Below are 15028 nucleotides of genomic sequence, written 5' to 3' on the forward strand. Positions count from 1 at the left end.
GTTGAGTCCCCGGATGAGGTGAAAGTCTCAAGTCCGGTTTTGAAGACGAGTAGTTCTGGTGACGGAATTGCTTAGTTCAACTCGCCGCATTTTTGTCCCTGGGGCTACGGCGTCTGTCTCGCTTTTCTCCCCTAACCTAAAATGCTCGAGGCCAACCGTTCTCGTCGCTTGGACTGAAGTTCGCTTTGCGGTTCAATTCTCCTTTCAACCCCATTCCCTCTAAATTCGTGCCTTCTTCCCGGACAACGATACCGCCGTGGGCATTGTTATCCCTGGCCACGAATGGCATTCTGTTGCTGACTGTAACGTTGTTGCTGACCCGCTATCCTACCGCTTCGGTCACTCCTGCACCGTCGGGTTCTTTGGATGCCCGCGCCTCGGAAACCTCTGCCACTGAGGCATCTGCGTCTAGCACGCCAGAAGAACCTCAACTCGGTCCGCGCCATCAGTGGACTTACGAACAGTGGGTGGCCCAGTTGGCGCGCGAAGCAGAGGCGATCGCCGCTAATCCCCCAGACCGTTTGGCCATTCTCGCCGGGGATTCCATCAGTCTTTGGTTTCCCCCAGAATTATTACCCGAAGAACTCACCTGGCTCAATCAAGGCATCTCCGGGGAAGTCTCTTCGGGTTTGTTGGACCGCCTCGAGTTGTTCGACAACACCAACCCGGAAGTGATTTTCGTGATGATTGGCATTAACGATTTGCTCCGGGGTGTCTCCCCAGAAGCAATTCTCAACAATTATCGCCTAATTATCCAAGATCTGCGCTGGGTCCATCCCAACGCTAAAGTTGTGGTGCAGTCGATTTTACCTCATCGCGGCTCCCAAGCCAGTTGGGAAGGAAGCGCCAAGCTCTCGGACATCCCTAACTCGCAAATCCGCGACCTCAACCGCGAACTCAAAACCATCGCCGCTGTGGAAGGTGCCTATTTCCTCGACCTCTATCCCCTCTTCGCTAACTCGCAAGGCAATTTGCGATCGGAACTGACTACCGATGGGCTGCATCTCAACGATCGCGGTTACTATATCTGGCGATCGGCTCTGCAAGTGTTCCAGGGCCTCCAACTTTAACCCTGAGTTCCCCCCATTCTCTCTCCCACAACCACACGGAAGCCAAAATAAAATCGCGGAGAACTTCCACAACATTTTAAGATCGAGTGAATGCGGGGCAAAATCATCTGGCTCCGATTGCCGATCGACAACTAATCACGGGGACACAGACGCAATGAATACCAAAGCTTTCAAACGCTCACTGCAAAAGTCAGATAACTACCATCGCAAAGGATTCGGTCACGAAGCGGAAGTCGCAGGGGTAATGAATTCAGCCTATCAAAGCTCCCTGATTCAGCAAATCCGGGACAATCATTACACCCTGACTCGCGGTGACGTCACCATCCGCCTCGCGGAAGCATTCGGGTTTTGCTGGGGCGTGGAACGGGCGGTGGCGATCGCCTACGAAACCCGTCAGCACTTTCCCACCCAACGCCTCTGGATTACTAACGAAATTATCCACAATCCTGGGGTCAACCAACACCTCAAGGATATGCAGGTGGGTTTTATCCCCCTGCGTGACGGAGAAAAGGATTTTTCTGGGGTGGAACAAGGCGATGTGGTCATTTTACCCGCCTTTGGTGCCACGGTGCAAGAAATGCAGTTGCTCAACGATAAAGGTTGCACCATCGTCGATACCACTTGCCCTTGGGTGTCGAAAGTTTGGAATAGTGTGGAAAAGCATAAAAAAGGCAGTTATACCTCGATTATTCACGGCAAATACAAGCATGAAGAAACCCTGGCAACTAGCTCTTTCGCCGGGACTTATCTCGTGTTGCTGAATATGGAGGAAGCCGAATATGTGGCCGATTATATCCTCAATGGCGGCGATCGAGCTGAATTTATGGCCAAATTCGGCAAAGCCACTTCTGCTGGTTTCGACCCCGATCGCGACTTAGAAAAAATTGGCATCGCCAACCAAACTACGATGCTCAAAAGCGAAACGGAACAAATGGGTAAACTCTTCGAGCGCACCATGTTGCAAAAATACGGACCGCTCGAATTAAATCAGCATTTCTTGGCATTTAATACCATCTGCGATGCCACTCAAGAACGCCAAGATGCGATGTTAAATCTGGTTGAAGATAAACTGGATGTGATGGTGGTAATTGGCGGTTTTAATTCCAGCAATACCACCCACTTGCAGGAAATCGCCATCGAACGGGGAATTCCTTCTTATCACATCGATAGCCCCGATCGCATTTTACCGGGCAATCGCATCGAACACAAACCCCTTCACGGTGAAGTACAAATCCAAGATAATTGGTTGCCCGCCGGCAAAGTTGTCGTCGGCGTCACTTCCGGCGCTTCTACCCCGGATAAAGCCGTGGAAGAAGCGATCGCCAAAATTGTGGAAATGAAAGCTCCTGCAGTGGTTTAACGCCGCAATTGCAGGCGTTTTCCCCTGGGAATGAAAAAGCCGCGCAGGCGATCGCTCTGGTGGGCGATCGCCGCAATTTTTTCCCCCATCTGACTAAGATTGCGCGGCAAAAAGCATCGGATAGGGTATGATTGCGCTATCGGTCAAATGGGGGGGATTTGTCTTCCCGTATCCCCCTGCATTTCTAAGCGCGATCGCCATTGGCGGCGACGGGATAATGGTCGTTAAATTCCTCTTGGTCGAAATAGTAAACCGTGCGAATCGGATAGGGAATATTAATATCGGCGCGATCGCAAGCAGCTTTTAGCGCAATCATCACCTGGGTGTAAGTGCGCCGAACCGTGACTTTTTCCGGAAAAGTCCAATAGCGAACCATAAAATCGATGGAACTATCCCCAAATCCCACGACATCCACTTCCGGTTTCGGATTCGATAACACCCCCTCCACTTCCGATACGGCGGCGTGCAAAATCTCCACCGCTTCCGACAAGGGCGTATTGTAATCCACCCCGATCGCTAAATCGGTGCGTCGGTGATTAAACGCCGTCAGCACTTCTACCGCATTAGTAAACACCACCGCATTGGGAATCACCACCCGTTCCCCTTTGTAGGTTCTAATTTGCGTGGAACGAATCGCAACTTCCTCCACGGTTCCTTCATATCCTTCCACAATAATTTGATCGCCAATTTGAAACGGTTCTTGCAATAACAGCAAAATGCCCGCCAAAAAGTTTTTAAAGATATCCTGAAACGCAAAACCAATGGCAACGGAACTTAACCCCAATACCCCAATAATATCGCCGAGTTCCAATCCGGGAAAGGCCAAAACGCAGGCAACAATAATCCCCAAAGACCAAGCCGCAACATAACTGGTTTGCACCAGCAGCGATCGCAAGGAGGTACTTTTCAGTAAATGATTCCCCGCCACTGAGGTGATTTTTTTGACCCGGTTGGCCAAATACCAGGTCACTAACAATACAATAATCCCGATGATAATTGCCGGGATGCTTTTCACTACATCCCCAATCAAGTTTAACAGACTCGTTTGAACTTCTTGCAATAAAGCACTCATTTTCTCAGGTTTAAATGGGTTCTCAAAGGATTCGATGGTGGTTCTAATCGCAGCAAAATTGATATATTATTGCAGACTCTCCAGGTTTTGTCAATCCCCCTTTGGCAAAGGGCAACGCGGGGATGCAGGTGGGGGTGCGAAAATTCCCTTCACCCCACAAGGGTAGGGCTAAATTCAAACCTTCGCCCGCACCAAGCGGGCTAATTTAAAATCAATGTTTGACAGAGGAATTGTGTATTAGAGTTTGACGCCGGTCAATCCCACCCGCGCATCCCCCCAGCGATGGATTGTCACCTGGGCAAAACCGGCCCGGGTTCCATACACTTGCAATTCCTCCCCAGTCGAACACATGCTCAAATGAGCGGGCCGGTTGTCCAATTCATAGGAAAACCCCGTCATAAAGACCTCCCACCCATGATTGGACGTCAAATCTAAATTGTCAAAAAAGCAGCGTCCCCCGGATTTCAACACCCGATAGGCTTCTTTTACATATTGATATCGATCCCATTCGTAAAGGTGCATAAAAACCACGGTACAATACACCAAATCTACCGAATTCTCGGGGATTTCCTTTAACCCCACGGTACTCAGTTCCACCAATTCGATATTCTCCAATCCTTGCAGTCGTTGCGCTGCATAGGTAAGCATATTTGCTGAAATATCTGTGCCGATCCAGCGGGCACAGCGAGGACTGAAAAATTTCCCCACCCGCCCGACTCCGCAGCCAATTTCCAAACAAATGTCTGTGGGGTTAATCCCAATTAGGCGATCGATTCGATTCACCGTATTGAGTCCGGTGCGATCGAGTTCCATTTCATCGGTATGTCCGGCGACATAGCGTTTTGCCTCCTCCATATCCGGGGCGAGTTTATCCCAGGTTTCCTTATAATTCGAGCGTTCCTGAATCATCCTGCTTCTCGATTTGCCTGCCAATTGTGGGTGAATTTTACCGCAAGCTTTATAATAGTTGATATTTGCGCGTGGCCGATGCTTCTGGCCCAGGGGCGATCGCTCGCTTCTGTCTCCTGACGCACCGGCTTGCTACCTGCCACAGGTCATCGTTCAGTTCCCCAAAAAAAATCACCCTATGTCTTCCAATTCTCGTCGTTACCATATCACCACGTTCGGCTGTCAAATGAACAAGGCGGACTCCGAACGCATGGGGGGTATCCTCGAACAAATGGGCTTTCAGTTCTCGGAAGACCCGAACGACGCTGAGGTTATCCTTTACAATACCTGCACGATCCGCGATAATGCAGAACAGAAAGTCTATTCCTACCTGGGCAGACAAGCAAAACGCAAGCGAGAACAGCCCAACCTCACGTTAATTGTGGCGGGTTGCGTGGCTCAGCAGGAAGGTGAAACGCTCTTGCGCCGAGTACCGGAACTGGATTTGGTCCTCGGGCCGCAACATGCAAACCGCCTCGAGGATCTGCTCGAACAGGTTTTCGCGGGCAATCAGGTGGTGGCCACCGAACCTATCCACATTATGGAGGATATCACGAAACCTCGCCGCGAAAGTCGGGTGACGGCTTGGGTGAATGTGATTTATGGCTGTAACGAACGCTGCACCTATTGCGTGGTTCCTTCTGTGCGCGGTGTGGAACAATCTCGCACCCCGGAGGCAATTCGCGCTGAAATGGAATCTCTGGGCCGTCAGGGTTATAAGGAAGTGACGTTACTGGGCCAAAATATCGATGCCTATGGTCGCGATCTGCCGGGAAGCACTCCGGAAGGACGCCACTTGCATACGTTTACGGATTTGCTTTATTTCGTTCACGATGTGCCGGGGATCGAACGCATCCGCTTTGCTACCTCTCACCCCCGTTATTTCACGGAACGCTTGATCCGCGCTTGTCAAGAATTGCCGAAAGTCTGCGAACACTTTCACATTCCTTTCCAGTCGGGAGATAATCAGGTGCTTAAGGCAATGTCGCGCGGTTATACCCACGAAAAATATCGCCGGATTATCGATACGATTCGCCGCTATATGCCGGATGCGGCAATTAGCGCCGATGCGATCGTCGGGTTTCCCGGGGAAACTGAGGAACAGTTCCAAAATACCCTGCAGTTGGTGGCGGATATCGGGTTCGATCGCTTGAATACGGCGGCGTATTCTCCCCGCCCCAATACCCCGGCTGCTTTATGGGACAATCAACTCAGTGAAGAGGTGAAGCGCGATCGCCTCGCCCGCTTGAATCATTTGGTTGAGGTTAACGCCGCTTCGCGATCGCAGCGCTATCTCGATCGCATCGAAGAAGTCCTCGTCGAAGACCAAAACCCAAAAAACCCTTCCCAAGTTATGGGCCGAACTCGCGGGAATAATCTGACTTTCTTTACCGGCGATATTAACCATCTCAAAGGTCAAATCGTTCCGGTGAAAATTACCCAAGTCCGCGCCTTTAGCTTGACCGGCGAACCGATACAAGTCCCCCAACCCGCCTTGACTTAACTCCCCCCCCTGTCGTTGCGCTTCGTTCCTCTCCACCGCGCAACGACTCCCCTTTCTCTTCCCTTCGCGATCGCTGAGTTTGATTCACTCCAGTTTATTCCTTCTCTCTATCCCATCAATAATTTTTATTTTTTTTACAAAAATTTACAAAATTTGGCGGCATTTCTGGAAAAAAGGGTAGACAGGGGTTGATTTTCCTGGTATGCTTTATTCATAATGGGAATAGTGGCAATTTTTTTATTTTTGCCACTATTCCCATTATGATATAGTCTAGCATAATTTCGCCCAATTTTCTCCCCCCACCCCCTTTTTTTTTAGCGCCCAGCGGGAAAAAAAATGGACGCAGGCGATCGCATCGGTCAAAATAGAAGACCAAAGCGAAAACACAAACAGGGATAGAGAGATGATCTTACCGCTCAAATGGAAGAACGACATCAGCGCAAGTGGGGATTTGCGCGCCGGGGGGAATCCAGAAAGCCAGTGGTGGCGTCAGACTGGGAAGAATTGGATGGGTTGGATAGGGCGAGTGACAGTTGTGGCGGTATGTTTGAGCATTGCCTTCGGGAGTGCAGAAGGATTAGTCGCCCAAGGAAGTCCTGTGGAAGGGCATCTGGGGGCACTCGCCAGCCAATCGGAGAGGATTGCCCCAGCCGAACTTCCCAAATCCGTGGCCGATGCGGTACGAGAAGCAGCAGCGAGAGACAGGGGTGAGTCGCGGGAGGAATGGCAGATTGTAGACGCGCGACAAAAAACCTGGCCTGATGGCTGCTTGGGGTTAGCGGATCCGGAGGTATTTTGTACCCAAGCGCTAGTCAGGGGTTGGGAAGTGGTGGTAGGCGATCGCAAACAGCAGAAGATTTACCGGACCGATGAGGATGGATCGGTAGTGAAGCGCGATCGCAATTTCGAGCAAGCGGATGAGCAATAAAGGCAGTGGTATTTTAGAGGAGAGATTTTGGATCCTAGGAAACGGCTAAAATCTTAACCTTAAAATCCAGACCATAGAGAGGAATAAAACATGTCAAAATTGCGGGTTGGGCTATTATTCGGGGGAAGATCCGGCGAACATGAAGTATCGATTATTTCCGCCAAGGCGATCGCCGCTGCTTTAGGAAGGGATAAAAACGCCGAGAAATACGAAACCCACCCATTTTACATCGATAAAGAAGGGAGTTGGCACGGTCCGCAGGTTGCCCAACAGGTGCTTAACGCTGGGGTTGCGCCGCAAAGCGAAGAAGAATTCGACAAAAAGCAATTGTGGAAATTTCCCCCAGAAGCGGCGCAGATAGAGGTATGGTTTCCGATTTTGCACGGACCGAATGGAGAAGACGGGACCATTCAAGGATTGCTCACCTTAATGCGCGTGCCCTTTGTGGGAACTGGCGTCATGGGTTCTGCGGTAGGAATGGACAAACTGGCGATGAAAACTGCCTTCGAGAGAGCGCAGTTGCCCCAGGTGAAGTATGTGGAGGTGACGCGCGATCGCGTGTGGTCGAATCCTTGCGTGTTTCCCAAACTATGCGACGAAATCGAGGCGAAATTGGGGTATCCTTGTTTTGTCAAACCGGCAAATTTAGGGTCTTCCGTGGGGATTTCCAAAGTGCGATCGCGCGAGGAATTAGAAGCGGCATTGGATAGTGCCGCCAGCTACGACCGCCGCTTAATTGTAGAGGCGGGAGTCGAGGCGCGGGAAGTGGAATGTGCCGTATTGGGCAACGAGAATCCGAAAGCATCGGTGGTGGGAGAGATTACCTTCGAGAGTGATTTTTATGACTACGAGACCAAATACACCGATGGAAAAGCCAATTTGTTAATTCCGGCACAGATTCCCGAGGCGATCGCCGCGCAAATTCAAGAGCGGGCGATTCAAGCCTTTGAAGCCGTGGATGGGGCCGGATTGGCGCGAGTGGACTTTTTCTATCTCGAAGCCAGCGGCGAAATTCTCATCAACGAAATCAATACCCTACCGGGGTTTACGGCGTTAAGCATGTACCCACAATTGTGGGGAAAAACCGGAGTATCCTTCCCCGAATTAGTCGATCGCTTGCTTCAATTAGCATTAGAGCGACATACTAATTAAGACAACGGCATCGGATCGGCGAAAGCGGATAGCGGGCAACCGCCTATGGTGCTTAGCGCCGATCGCGATTGGTCCTAGGAGTGAGGAGTGGGTTCGAGAGTGTTGAAAAACCTTGATGATGCGCGCGATCGCAGACAGCTCAATCGGTTGCGAAGCTTTATCCCCCATCGAGAGACGCAAGTTGCGCGGTTGCGGGATATAGCCTCCACCCAACACAACGACTTTGACTATTGGATGGAGTTAACTCGCACTCGGGACCGCCAACTACAGCGGTTGCGGCAATTTGCGTCCCCCGAGCAACCTCGGAGGCGTCGCCGACGGAAGAAGAAAAAGCGGCGTCCCTTGCCTCCTGTGGTGCGATTTCTGTTGCGTCATGCCTGGATTTTACTGGTGGGCGCAGTGCTATCGATGGGGGCGATGGCATTTGGCGCGGTGATGGTGTTGCTCAATCCCAGTTTCAGTCAAACACCCCCTGCGCCACCGGGGAGGGAAAGGGTAGAGCGGGCCGAAAAAGTGCCGGTGGGGGTATTTGGGGCGATCGCCCTTAGCTGCGCCACCGGGTCGCTGATGATGTCAAAGTGGCTGAAAAGACCGAAGAATTGAGAAATTGAAGATAGAGTCTCAATTCTTCCGGTTCAATTTTGCTCCTGCATCAGCGATCGCCAATCTTGGATCGCCCCCTCGGGCCACAGCCAATTTTTCCCCAGGGCCTCCGGTTGAAAATTCAGCGGATCCGCAGACAGGACCATTTCTTGCTGCTTCCTCGCTTTGCCCAATAGGGCATTGCGATCGCCCTCGGGCAACTCGGGCAAACGCTTTTGCAACACCAGCGCTAACCCGGCGTAGGCGGTGAGGGCTTCTTCACTTTCCAGGGGGGCGGGTTGCGCTGCGGTAGATAAGCCGCCGGAATTATCCTCTGCGGTACTTTTCCACCCCGTGGCGGGCATTTTTTCCAGCAACTTGAGGGATTGCAACCAGGCATCTTGCGCCTTTTGGAAATTTCCAGCAGCGTAGTAGACAAAACCGAGGGCGTTGAGATATACTGGAGAGTTAGGCTCTTTTTGCACGGCGCGACTCCAGTATCGGCGGACATCATCCAAACTATATTTGGGATTGCCAGTTTGCAGGGCTTGCCATGCCACGCGACCCCAGAGAAAGGAAATGGCGGGGTCGGATTTATCGCGATCGGGTACCGCACTGAGTACGGCTTCGGCAAAATTAATGGCACCGCGTTGGGGGCGTAATAATTCTTCCACTGCCTTTTGCGCGGCGATCGCCTCTCCTTCATTGAAATATCCAAAGGCCAGTTTTGCCACTTCCGGCGTATTGAGGGTGGCCAAATCCACCGGTGGGGTTTCTTCTGGCGGGGTTGCAGGGGCGGACAAGGTGGTGGGGGGAAGGTCGAGCAGGGGATCCCGGGTAGTTTCCAGGCTGCGAGTGCGCCACAGACCGAAGCCGAAAAGGGCGATCGCCGCTACCCCGATCGCGCCGGCTACGGGCCACAGTTTCACGCGCCAGGATTTTCCGTTTCCGGACACTGACTGATTCTCCGCAGAAGAGGACTCCGCCGCTGACAATGCCGATGCTTGGGAATTCCTTGTCGCCGGGGATGGAGGCGGGGAGGGAAGCGCGCCCACCGCAGTGGTGGCGGACAATTGCGAGGGAGTGCGATCGCCCTGTGGTAGGGCGTGGGTCTGAGTCTCGGTTTCGGCGTCCGGATGTGGGCCGATAATGCTCCCCAACAAATCCGATACCAAGGACTCCGCCTCTTCGTCGGCAAAATCGTCGTACATCAAATCCTCATAAACCCCCTCCAAGTCTTCCTCATGCAGTGGTTCTACCTCGGCGTCCCACTGGGCGGGACCGGGGGGCTGATTTCTCGTCTGAGAGGGGAAGTTGTGTGCCGCCGAGAGGCGATTTTCCCGCGCCCCGGCGAGGGGCGGGTGGCTGCGACGGGCGGGGAAAGCGTTGGTAGGGGCTTGGGTGGCGGCGGTGGCCGGTGCGGAGGTGAGATATCCGTCAAATTCCGGATGCAGATAGAGGACCGGCAGCGCCCAGTAGAGTTGGTTGGATCCGTAGGCGGACATTAACCCTTGGCGGGCGCGGTTCAAGCTCAGATCCACCGGATATCCTTGCTTGATGTTGTAGTAAAACAGCCGGGTGAGGGTGAGGGCGACTTCATCGGTAATTCGTTCCGCCATTGCCAGGACGCCGGGGACGCCGCGCTTCACCAGGACTTCTGCTAGGGTGCGCCGCCCGGTGGCATCGGTGGGGTCTGAGGTGGCGGAGTAGGCTCCTCGGCAAGAGTTGAAGACGGCCATGCGAATGCCGCTGTTGACCAGCAGTCCGGCGAGGTCGTCACCGGTCAAGACTTCGGTTAAGCCGGTTTTGCGACTGACGAGATACAGTTCGCCTCCTGCAGGCCCGACATTGCTGTGACCGGAGTAGTGCAAGACTTGGTAGTGGTTTTGTTCTAGGGCGCGGGTGAGTTCTTCGCGATCGGGTTGTTCGAGGATATGGAGTTCGATTTCTGGAGGGTTTCCGATGACGGGGGTGCTCCCGCGCCAGCGCTTTTTCAGTTCTTCGCGCAGGTGGAGGGCTTCGCGTTTGAGGCCGAGGTTTTCGCGATCGGTGGGGGCGGCGAGTACCATTAAAATTTTTACCCGATCGCTCGAGGAGTTGGGTAAGGCAACCGGGGCTAAGGTGGGCTGATAGCGCGAAAACACGATATCTTTGCCGGTGGCGATCGCCCGGGCGTCTTCGTGGATGACTTCCCAGGGAAGACTGGGAAGGCGAGAGCCTTTGAGTCCCAGGCGCAATCGCAAAACGTTGCCTCGGTTATGGGCGATCGCCTGGGCTGAGGTCAGGCGATCGCGCAAGCTACCTTGAAATAAGGCGTTATAAAGTTCTTCCCCCAGTTCGACTAAACTGCGAAACCGGGTGCGGGTGGTCTGGGTCGTGGCGGCTATTTGCCCCGACTCCAACTCGCCGCTGGCGGCAGACAATTCGCTCGGGACTTCTCCCTCACTGGCTCTGAGCCACCCTACGAGGGGGTCTTCCATCAGGGTGGCAGCTTGGCGCAACCACTCCTCGAGGGGCCAAACTACCTGCTCTTCCGCCGGTAGCACCCCTTTCGGTGCTTGTTCGGTTCGCACCAAATACTGTTCGTCCCCCACTGGGGTGACAGAAATATGCAATTCTTCAAATTTCTCGGTCACAGCTTCACTGCACTCCTGCTCACTGCGTCAATCCTGCGGGCTTGGGTTAAATTTTGGATCGATAATGTTCCTGGTTGGTTTACTCTATATGTTAAGCGCTCAAATCGCTGATGTCTCCTATACCGGCAGAGGAAAATTTTTAATTCAATAGAGGGAAATCTCGCGCGGACGGTCTCACTCACAACGAGTAGGCTCGAAGCACTGGATTTCCATATTCATCGTTCGGAGATTTTACGGAAGTAGACGCACGGCACTGTCAAAAGTTACCGCTTCAGGAGGATTTTTACCAAACTTAATGAAAAATTCCCCTGGCGATCGCCATTTCAGGCGATCGCGCTACTGCTTTGCCAATCAATCCCACCCCCTGGATCCAGCCCATCCGGATGGGATTTCCCTAGGCGCGAATCCTATTTGCGTAGATTCACCCTCTTTCAACTCTCAGGCTTAACACCCTGGGAGTTTTTTTTCGGGTTTGTCAATTTTGTGCCTTAACTGTCCGGAAAGCCGATTTTTTAACGCGAACAATAGAGTGGTAGATGCACCCTGATTGACACCTCCCGCCCCTCCGGGGGCGGGTTTTTTTATTTACAAACTCAACCGTTGTTTGCCCAATTCCCGGTCATCTTTCGGTTGAGATTCGGCTGTAGACGGCTCGAGAGTTGCAACAACTCTAGAGCGATATTCCCTGAAAGGCATTTATAAAATCTTAGCAGCTTCGCGCGCGCAAGTCTAGTACATGCTCCCACTGACTCGGAATGAAGAGATGCACTGGCGCAGAAGATTCCCGCGCGATCGGGACTTAACTTTTTTTATCCCTATCGCTATTTTAGCAGCATTTTTTCCGCCGGGGAGGATTCTGGGAAGAAAATCAGCCGAATTTTCTCGGCAGAATCACTCCAACCGCTTTCCCTGACGCGATTTTTTGCACTCTGAAAAACTTCTTCTCCCTGGCTCAACTCTTTTGACACTCAACGCCTCACCCCTTCCCTTGGATCCCCCACGACGCTCAAAGCCCGATCGCCGCTTATCATACAAAGTATCTTTTGTCAAGCCCATTTTAGTATTACTTTCTATGACTTGCAGGGCGATCGCGCTTTATTTTAGCACAACTGTCCGAGCGGGCCAATCAAAGCGGGGGATTGAAATCGCGCCTTGGCACAGGTTAACTCCGCCTAGGCGGACTATTTTTTATATCATCGGCGGTTGATAATGAAAGGCGGGGGATTGAAATCGCGCCTTGGCACAGGTTAACTCCGCCTAGGCGGACTATTTGTTTGCATCTATTTCTGTATAATTTATATGATATCCTGTTAAGTCGATGACCAATCCAAAATAGCCGGCGTAGGTGGGCGAAGGTTCGTTTACCACACCCCGATCGCCTGTTGGGCGTTTTTGAGAGATAAAAAAATTCGCCCGCGCGGGCGGGCGAAAACTTTAGGGAAGGGCAGGGGTTGTGTATTCCAAAGGTATTCCCGGGAAAGCGGGGAACCGGAGAAAGCCTGCCTTATTGGTCGGCGATCGCCTCGAAAGATTTCACTTCTAGCACAGGCCCGATCGCAGCCATTGTCATCACATCATCGCGCACTTCGCCGTCTACCTTCACCATTTGGCCCGGTTTCAACAATGCGGAAGGTGCGCCTTGATAAATCTCGTAAGATTGGCCATCATCGGCAACCAGCGCCCAAGCACCGGTGCCGATATCGCGACGTTCGATTTTGCCTTGTACGGTTACGCTCATGCTACTTGTCCCTCACCTTTCATTGCCAAGCGGGCTAACGCAAAGCACAATCCGGCATTCACCAGCAAGAAAGCGCGCGCGCCGATGCCACTTCCAATCCACAGCAGGGTGGGTGCGGGAGCCAAAAAGGCACTTACGGCGAGACAGCTTGCCACGCCGATACTCGAGCCGATCGCGAACCACTTCCATTGCGAATGTCCCAGAAGCAATACCACCAGGACCGCCGGAATGACTACGCTGGCAAAAATCGGGTTGAGGGCTGCATTCCCTTGAATGGCACTGCCCAATTCGGGAATGGAACTACCCATGACGCGAAAAGGCCATTGGGGCAAGTCAAAGATATAGAATCCGCGCAATACGAACAATCCAGAACTGCCGGCCACCAATCCACTGACCATACTCCAGGTCCAAGTGAAGGGGAAATAGGTTTTCAACAACCAGGCAATAATATACGAACCCACTACCATCAGCACTTTTGGCAACAGGGCATAGACGCCACCATCGATCCAGAAGCGGGGGTTGAGATAGCCATTGTCGCGCAACCAGCGGAAGAAGTCGCCGAAGATTGCGCCGAAGTCAAAGTTACCGCGTTTGGCCACTACTAGGGCATTGGCGGCATCCAAATGGCCGGCTCCAAAGTGGTTCATCGGGTCGTCTTTCACTTGGCGTGCCGATTCTTGCAGCACTTTGGTCACTAGGTCCGGTTCTTCTACGCCAGAGGCTCTGATTAATGCTGCAACGCCGGCCACATGGGGGGATGCCATGCTGGTGCCTTGATAGGCTTTAAAGGCAAAGCCGGGGCGGCGAGTGTCGGGGTCGATGGAAATGGTTTCTTGCAGGATACCACCGGCATCGCCTTTGGTGGTGTCGCCACCTGGGGCGGCAATATCCACGCCGGCTCCAAAGTTAGAATAGGGGGCTTTTTCGCCGGTGGAGTCGATCGCCGCCACGCCGATGACGTTGGCGTAGCGGGCGGGATAGGAGGCGCTATTGCGGTTTTCGTTTCCGGCGGCGGCGACGATGACGACGCCTTTGCTGTGGGCATAGGCGATCGCTTCTTTCATGGCGTTGCTTTCACCGGCTCCGCCCAAGCTCATGTTAATCACGTCTGCGCCGTTATCGGCAGCAAATTTAATCGCTTCGGCGATATCGGCAATGTTTCCGCCACCGCCTGCGCTGAGCACTTTTAAGGGCATGATGCTGGCTTCGTAGGCAATCCCGGCGACGCCATAGCCGTTGTTGGTGGTTTGGGCAATGGTGCCGGCTACGTGGGTGCCATGCCCGTTGTCGTCATCGGCTAATTCGCGATCGTTTACGAAGTCGTACCCCTTGACAAATTTGGTATCTTTTAAGTCGGGAACTCGACTGACGCCGGTATCGATAACTGCGACGGTGACGCCGCTGCCTTTCGTGTCTGCCCACGCTTTCTCTGCGTTAATGCTGCGGAGGTTCCACTGCTGCCCGTAGAGGGGGTCGTTGGGAGTGTCCAAGGCCCGATACTGATAGGCCGGTTCGATGTATTCCGTGTATTTGGACAGGTCGGATTTTTTCAGGCGACCGAGTAAGTCGCGATCGCCTCGAACCAGGTACAAATTGTCTTGCCAAGAAAATTCGCTGTTGAGTTGTGGGGCTAGCCCATACTCGTTTGACAGTTGGCTCAATTGTTTCTCTACCTGGGCGGGGGGAATGTCCTCCCGAAAATCCAGTACGATGGATTCAAAGGTGCCTTGGTTGGCCAATCCTTTGAAGTTAAATAGAGCAAAGCTCAATCCGACAATAAATAAGCCGAGGAGCAGAAATTTTTTCATACAACTTTACCAGGGTAGCGCCTGTTATCTCACCACGATAACTCATTATTATCCTGTTTTGGGGGAATGTTTCAGGATTTTAATCTTTCCTGCCGTAAGGTGGGCAATGCCAATCCGTGCAATGCCCGCATCCAACTCGCATCCAACTCGCATCCAACTCGTTCCCAGGCTCAGCCTGGGAACCCTCCCGCGAGGCTCAGCCTCCTAGCATGGCCTCCGGTGGGCAATGC

Annotated in this window: 13 protein-coding genes; 7 read left to right on the forward strand and 6 right to left on the reverse strand. The window is 52.8% G+C overall.

What is annotated here, in order from left to right:
- Positions 1-227 precede the first annotated feature (227 nt).
- Together AC0QH1_RS10010 and AC0QH1_RS10015 are read left to right on the forward strand one after the other, a co-directional pair.
- A complete protein-coding gene (locus AC0QH1_RS10010; RefSeq protein ID WP_324630939.1) occupies positions 228-1070 on the forward strand; it encodes an SGNH/GDSL hydrolase family protein in 843 nt (280 codons plus the stop codon).
- 154 nt (positions 1071-1224) lie between these two features.
- The gene (locus AC0QH1_RS10015; RefSeq protein ID WP_324630940.1) at positions 1225-2430 is read left to right on the forward strand and encodes a 4-hydroxy-3-methylbut-2-enyl diphosphate reductase; all 1206 of its coding nucleotides are present in this window, start codon (positions 1225-1227) and stop codon (positions 2428-2430) included.
- A gap of 184 nt (positions 2431-2614) precedes the next feature.
- Here AC0QH1_RS10015 and AC0QH1_RS10020 read toward each other — a convergent pair whose 3' ends face one another.
- Positions 2615-3502, reverse strand: a complete 888-nt coding sequence (locus tag AC0QH1_RS10020) for a mechanosensitive ion channel family protein (RefSeq protein WP_324630941.1) — start codon at positions 3500-3502, stop codon at positions 2615-2617.
- 237 nt (positions 3503-3739) lie between these two features.
- The gene (locus tag AC0QH1_RS10025) at positions 3740-4411 is read right to left on the reverse strand and encodes a class I SAM-dependent methyltransferase (protein ID WP_324630942.1); all 672 of its coding nucleotides are present in this window, start codon (positions 4409-4411) and stop codon (positions 3740-3742) included.
- Between the two features lie 178 nt (positions 4412-4589).
- On the opposite strand from AC0QH1_RS10025, the gene miaB reads away from it, so the two are divergent.
- The 4 genes from miaB (at position 4590) to AC0QH1_RS10045 (ending at position 8637) form a co-directional block, all read left to right on the forward strand.
- Positions 4590-5954 (forward strand): tRNA (N6-isopentenyl adenosine(37)-C2)-methylthiotransferase MiaB, encoded by a 1365-nt coding sequence (gene miaB / locus AC0QH1_RS10030; RefSeq protein ID WP_324630943.1) that lies wholly within the window; start codon positions 4590-4592, stop codon positions 5952-5954.
- A gap of 403 nt (positions 5955-6357) precedes the next feature.
- Positions 6358-6882, forward strand: a complete 525-nt coding sequence (locus AC0QH1_RS10035) for a hypothetical protein (RefSeq protein ID WP_324630944.1) — start codon at positions 6358-6360, stop codon at positions 6880-6882.
- A 90-nt stretch (positions 6883-6972) separates the two neighbouring features.
- Complete coding sequence (locus AC0QH1_RS10040; protein ID WP_324630945.1) at positions 6973-8034, forward strand: D-alanine--D-alanine ligase family protein; 1062 nt, start codon at positions 6973-6975, stop codon at positions 8032-8034.
- Positions 8035-8133: 99 nt separating this feature from the next.
- Positions 8134-8637: a hypothetical protein gene (locus AC0QH1_RS10045; RefSeq protein ID WP_324630946.1), complete on the forward strand. Its 504-nt coding sequence runs from the start codon at positions 8134-8136 to the stop codon at positions 8635-8637.
- A gap of 32 nt (positions 8638-8669) precedes the next feature.
- Here the strand turns inward: AC0QH1_RS10045 and AC0QH1_RS10050 are convergent, their stop codons facing one another.
- Complete coding sequence (locus AC0QH1_RS10050; RefSeq protein WP_324630947.1) at positions 8670-11252, reverse strand: CHAT domain-containing protein; 2583 nt, start codon at positions 11250-11252, stop codon at positions 8670-8672.
- A 295-nt stretch (positions 11253-11547) separates the two neighbouring features.
- On the opposite strand from AC0QH1_RS10050, the gene AC0QH1_RS10055 reads away from it, so the two are divergent.
- Positions 11548-11700: a hypothetical protein gene (locus AC0QH1_RS10055; protein WP_324630948.1), complete on the forward strand. Its 153-nt coding sequence runs from the start codon at positions 11548-11550 to the stop codon at positions 11698-11700.
- Between the two features lie 373 nt (positions 11701-12073).
- Here AC0QH1_RS10055 and AC0QH1_RS10060 read toward each other — a convergent pair whose 3' ends face one another.
- From AC0QH1_RS10060 to AC0QH1_RS10070, 3 genes are all read right to left on the reverse strand, one after another.
- Positions 12074-12220, reverse strand: coding sequence for a hypothetical protein (locus tag AC0QH1_RS10060; protein WP_324630949.1), 147 nt, complete (start codon positions 12218-12220; stop codon positions 12074-12076).
- Positions 12221-12756: 536 nt separating this feature from the next.
- Positions 12757-12990, reverse strand: a complete 234-nt coding sequence (locus AC0QH1_RS10065) for a hypothetical protein (protein ID WP_324630950.1) — start codon at positions 12988-12990, stop codon at positions 12757-12759.
- Positions 12987-14798, reverse strand: coding sequence for a S8 family peptidase (locus AC0QH1_RS10070; protein ID WP_324630952.1), 1812 nt, complete (start codon positions 14796-14798; stop codon positions 12987-12989). The genes AC0QH1_RS10065 and AC0QH1_RS10070 overlap by 4 nt, the downstream gene beginning before the upstream one ends.
- Positions 14799-15028 lie beyond the last annotated feature (230 nt).

This window comes from Phormidium sp. CCY1219, assembly GCF_055795085.1.

Bases quoted from the DNA above. Each gene is read 5' to 3' on its own strand.
- AC0QH1_RS10015 (WP_324630940.1), top strand. From the start codon at position 1,225: ATGAATACCAAAGCTTTCAAACGCTCACTGCAAAAGTCAGATAACTAC.
- AC0QH1_RS10020 (WP_324630941.1), bottom strand. From the start codon at position 3,502: ATGAGTGCTTTATTGCAAGAAGTTCAAACGAGTCTGTTAAACTTGATT.
- AC0QH1_RS10025 (WP_324630942.1), bottom strand. From the start codon at position 4,411: ATGATTCAGGAACGCTCGAATTATAAGGAAACCTGGGATAAACTCGCC.
- miaB (WP_324630943.1), top strand. From the start codon at position 4,590: ATGTCTTCCAATTCTCGTCGTTACCATATCACCACGTTCGGCTGTCAA.
- AC0QH1_RS10035 (WP_324630944.1), top strand. From the start codon at position 6,358: ATGATCTTACCGCTCAAATGGAAGAACGACATCAGCGCAAGTGGGGAT.
- AC0QH1_RS10040 (WP_324630945.1), top strand. From the start codon at position 6,973: ATGTCAAAATTGCGGGTTGGGCTATTATTCGGGGGAAGATCCGGCGAA.
- AC0QH1_RS10055 (WP_324630948.1), top strand. From the start codon at position 11,548: ATGAAAAATTCCCCTGGCGATCGCCATTTCAGGCGATCGCGCTACTGC.
- AC0QH1_RS10065 (WP_324630950.1), bottom strand. From the start codon at position 12,990: ATGAGCGTAACCGTACAAGGCAAAATCGAACGTCGCGATATCGGCACC.
- AC0QH1_RS10070 (WP_324630952.1), bottom strand. From the start codon at position 14,798: ATGAAAAAATTTCTGCTCCTCGGCTTATTTATTGTCGGATTGAGCTTT.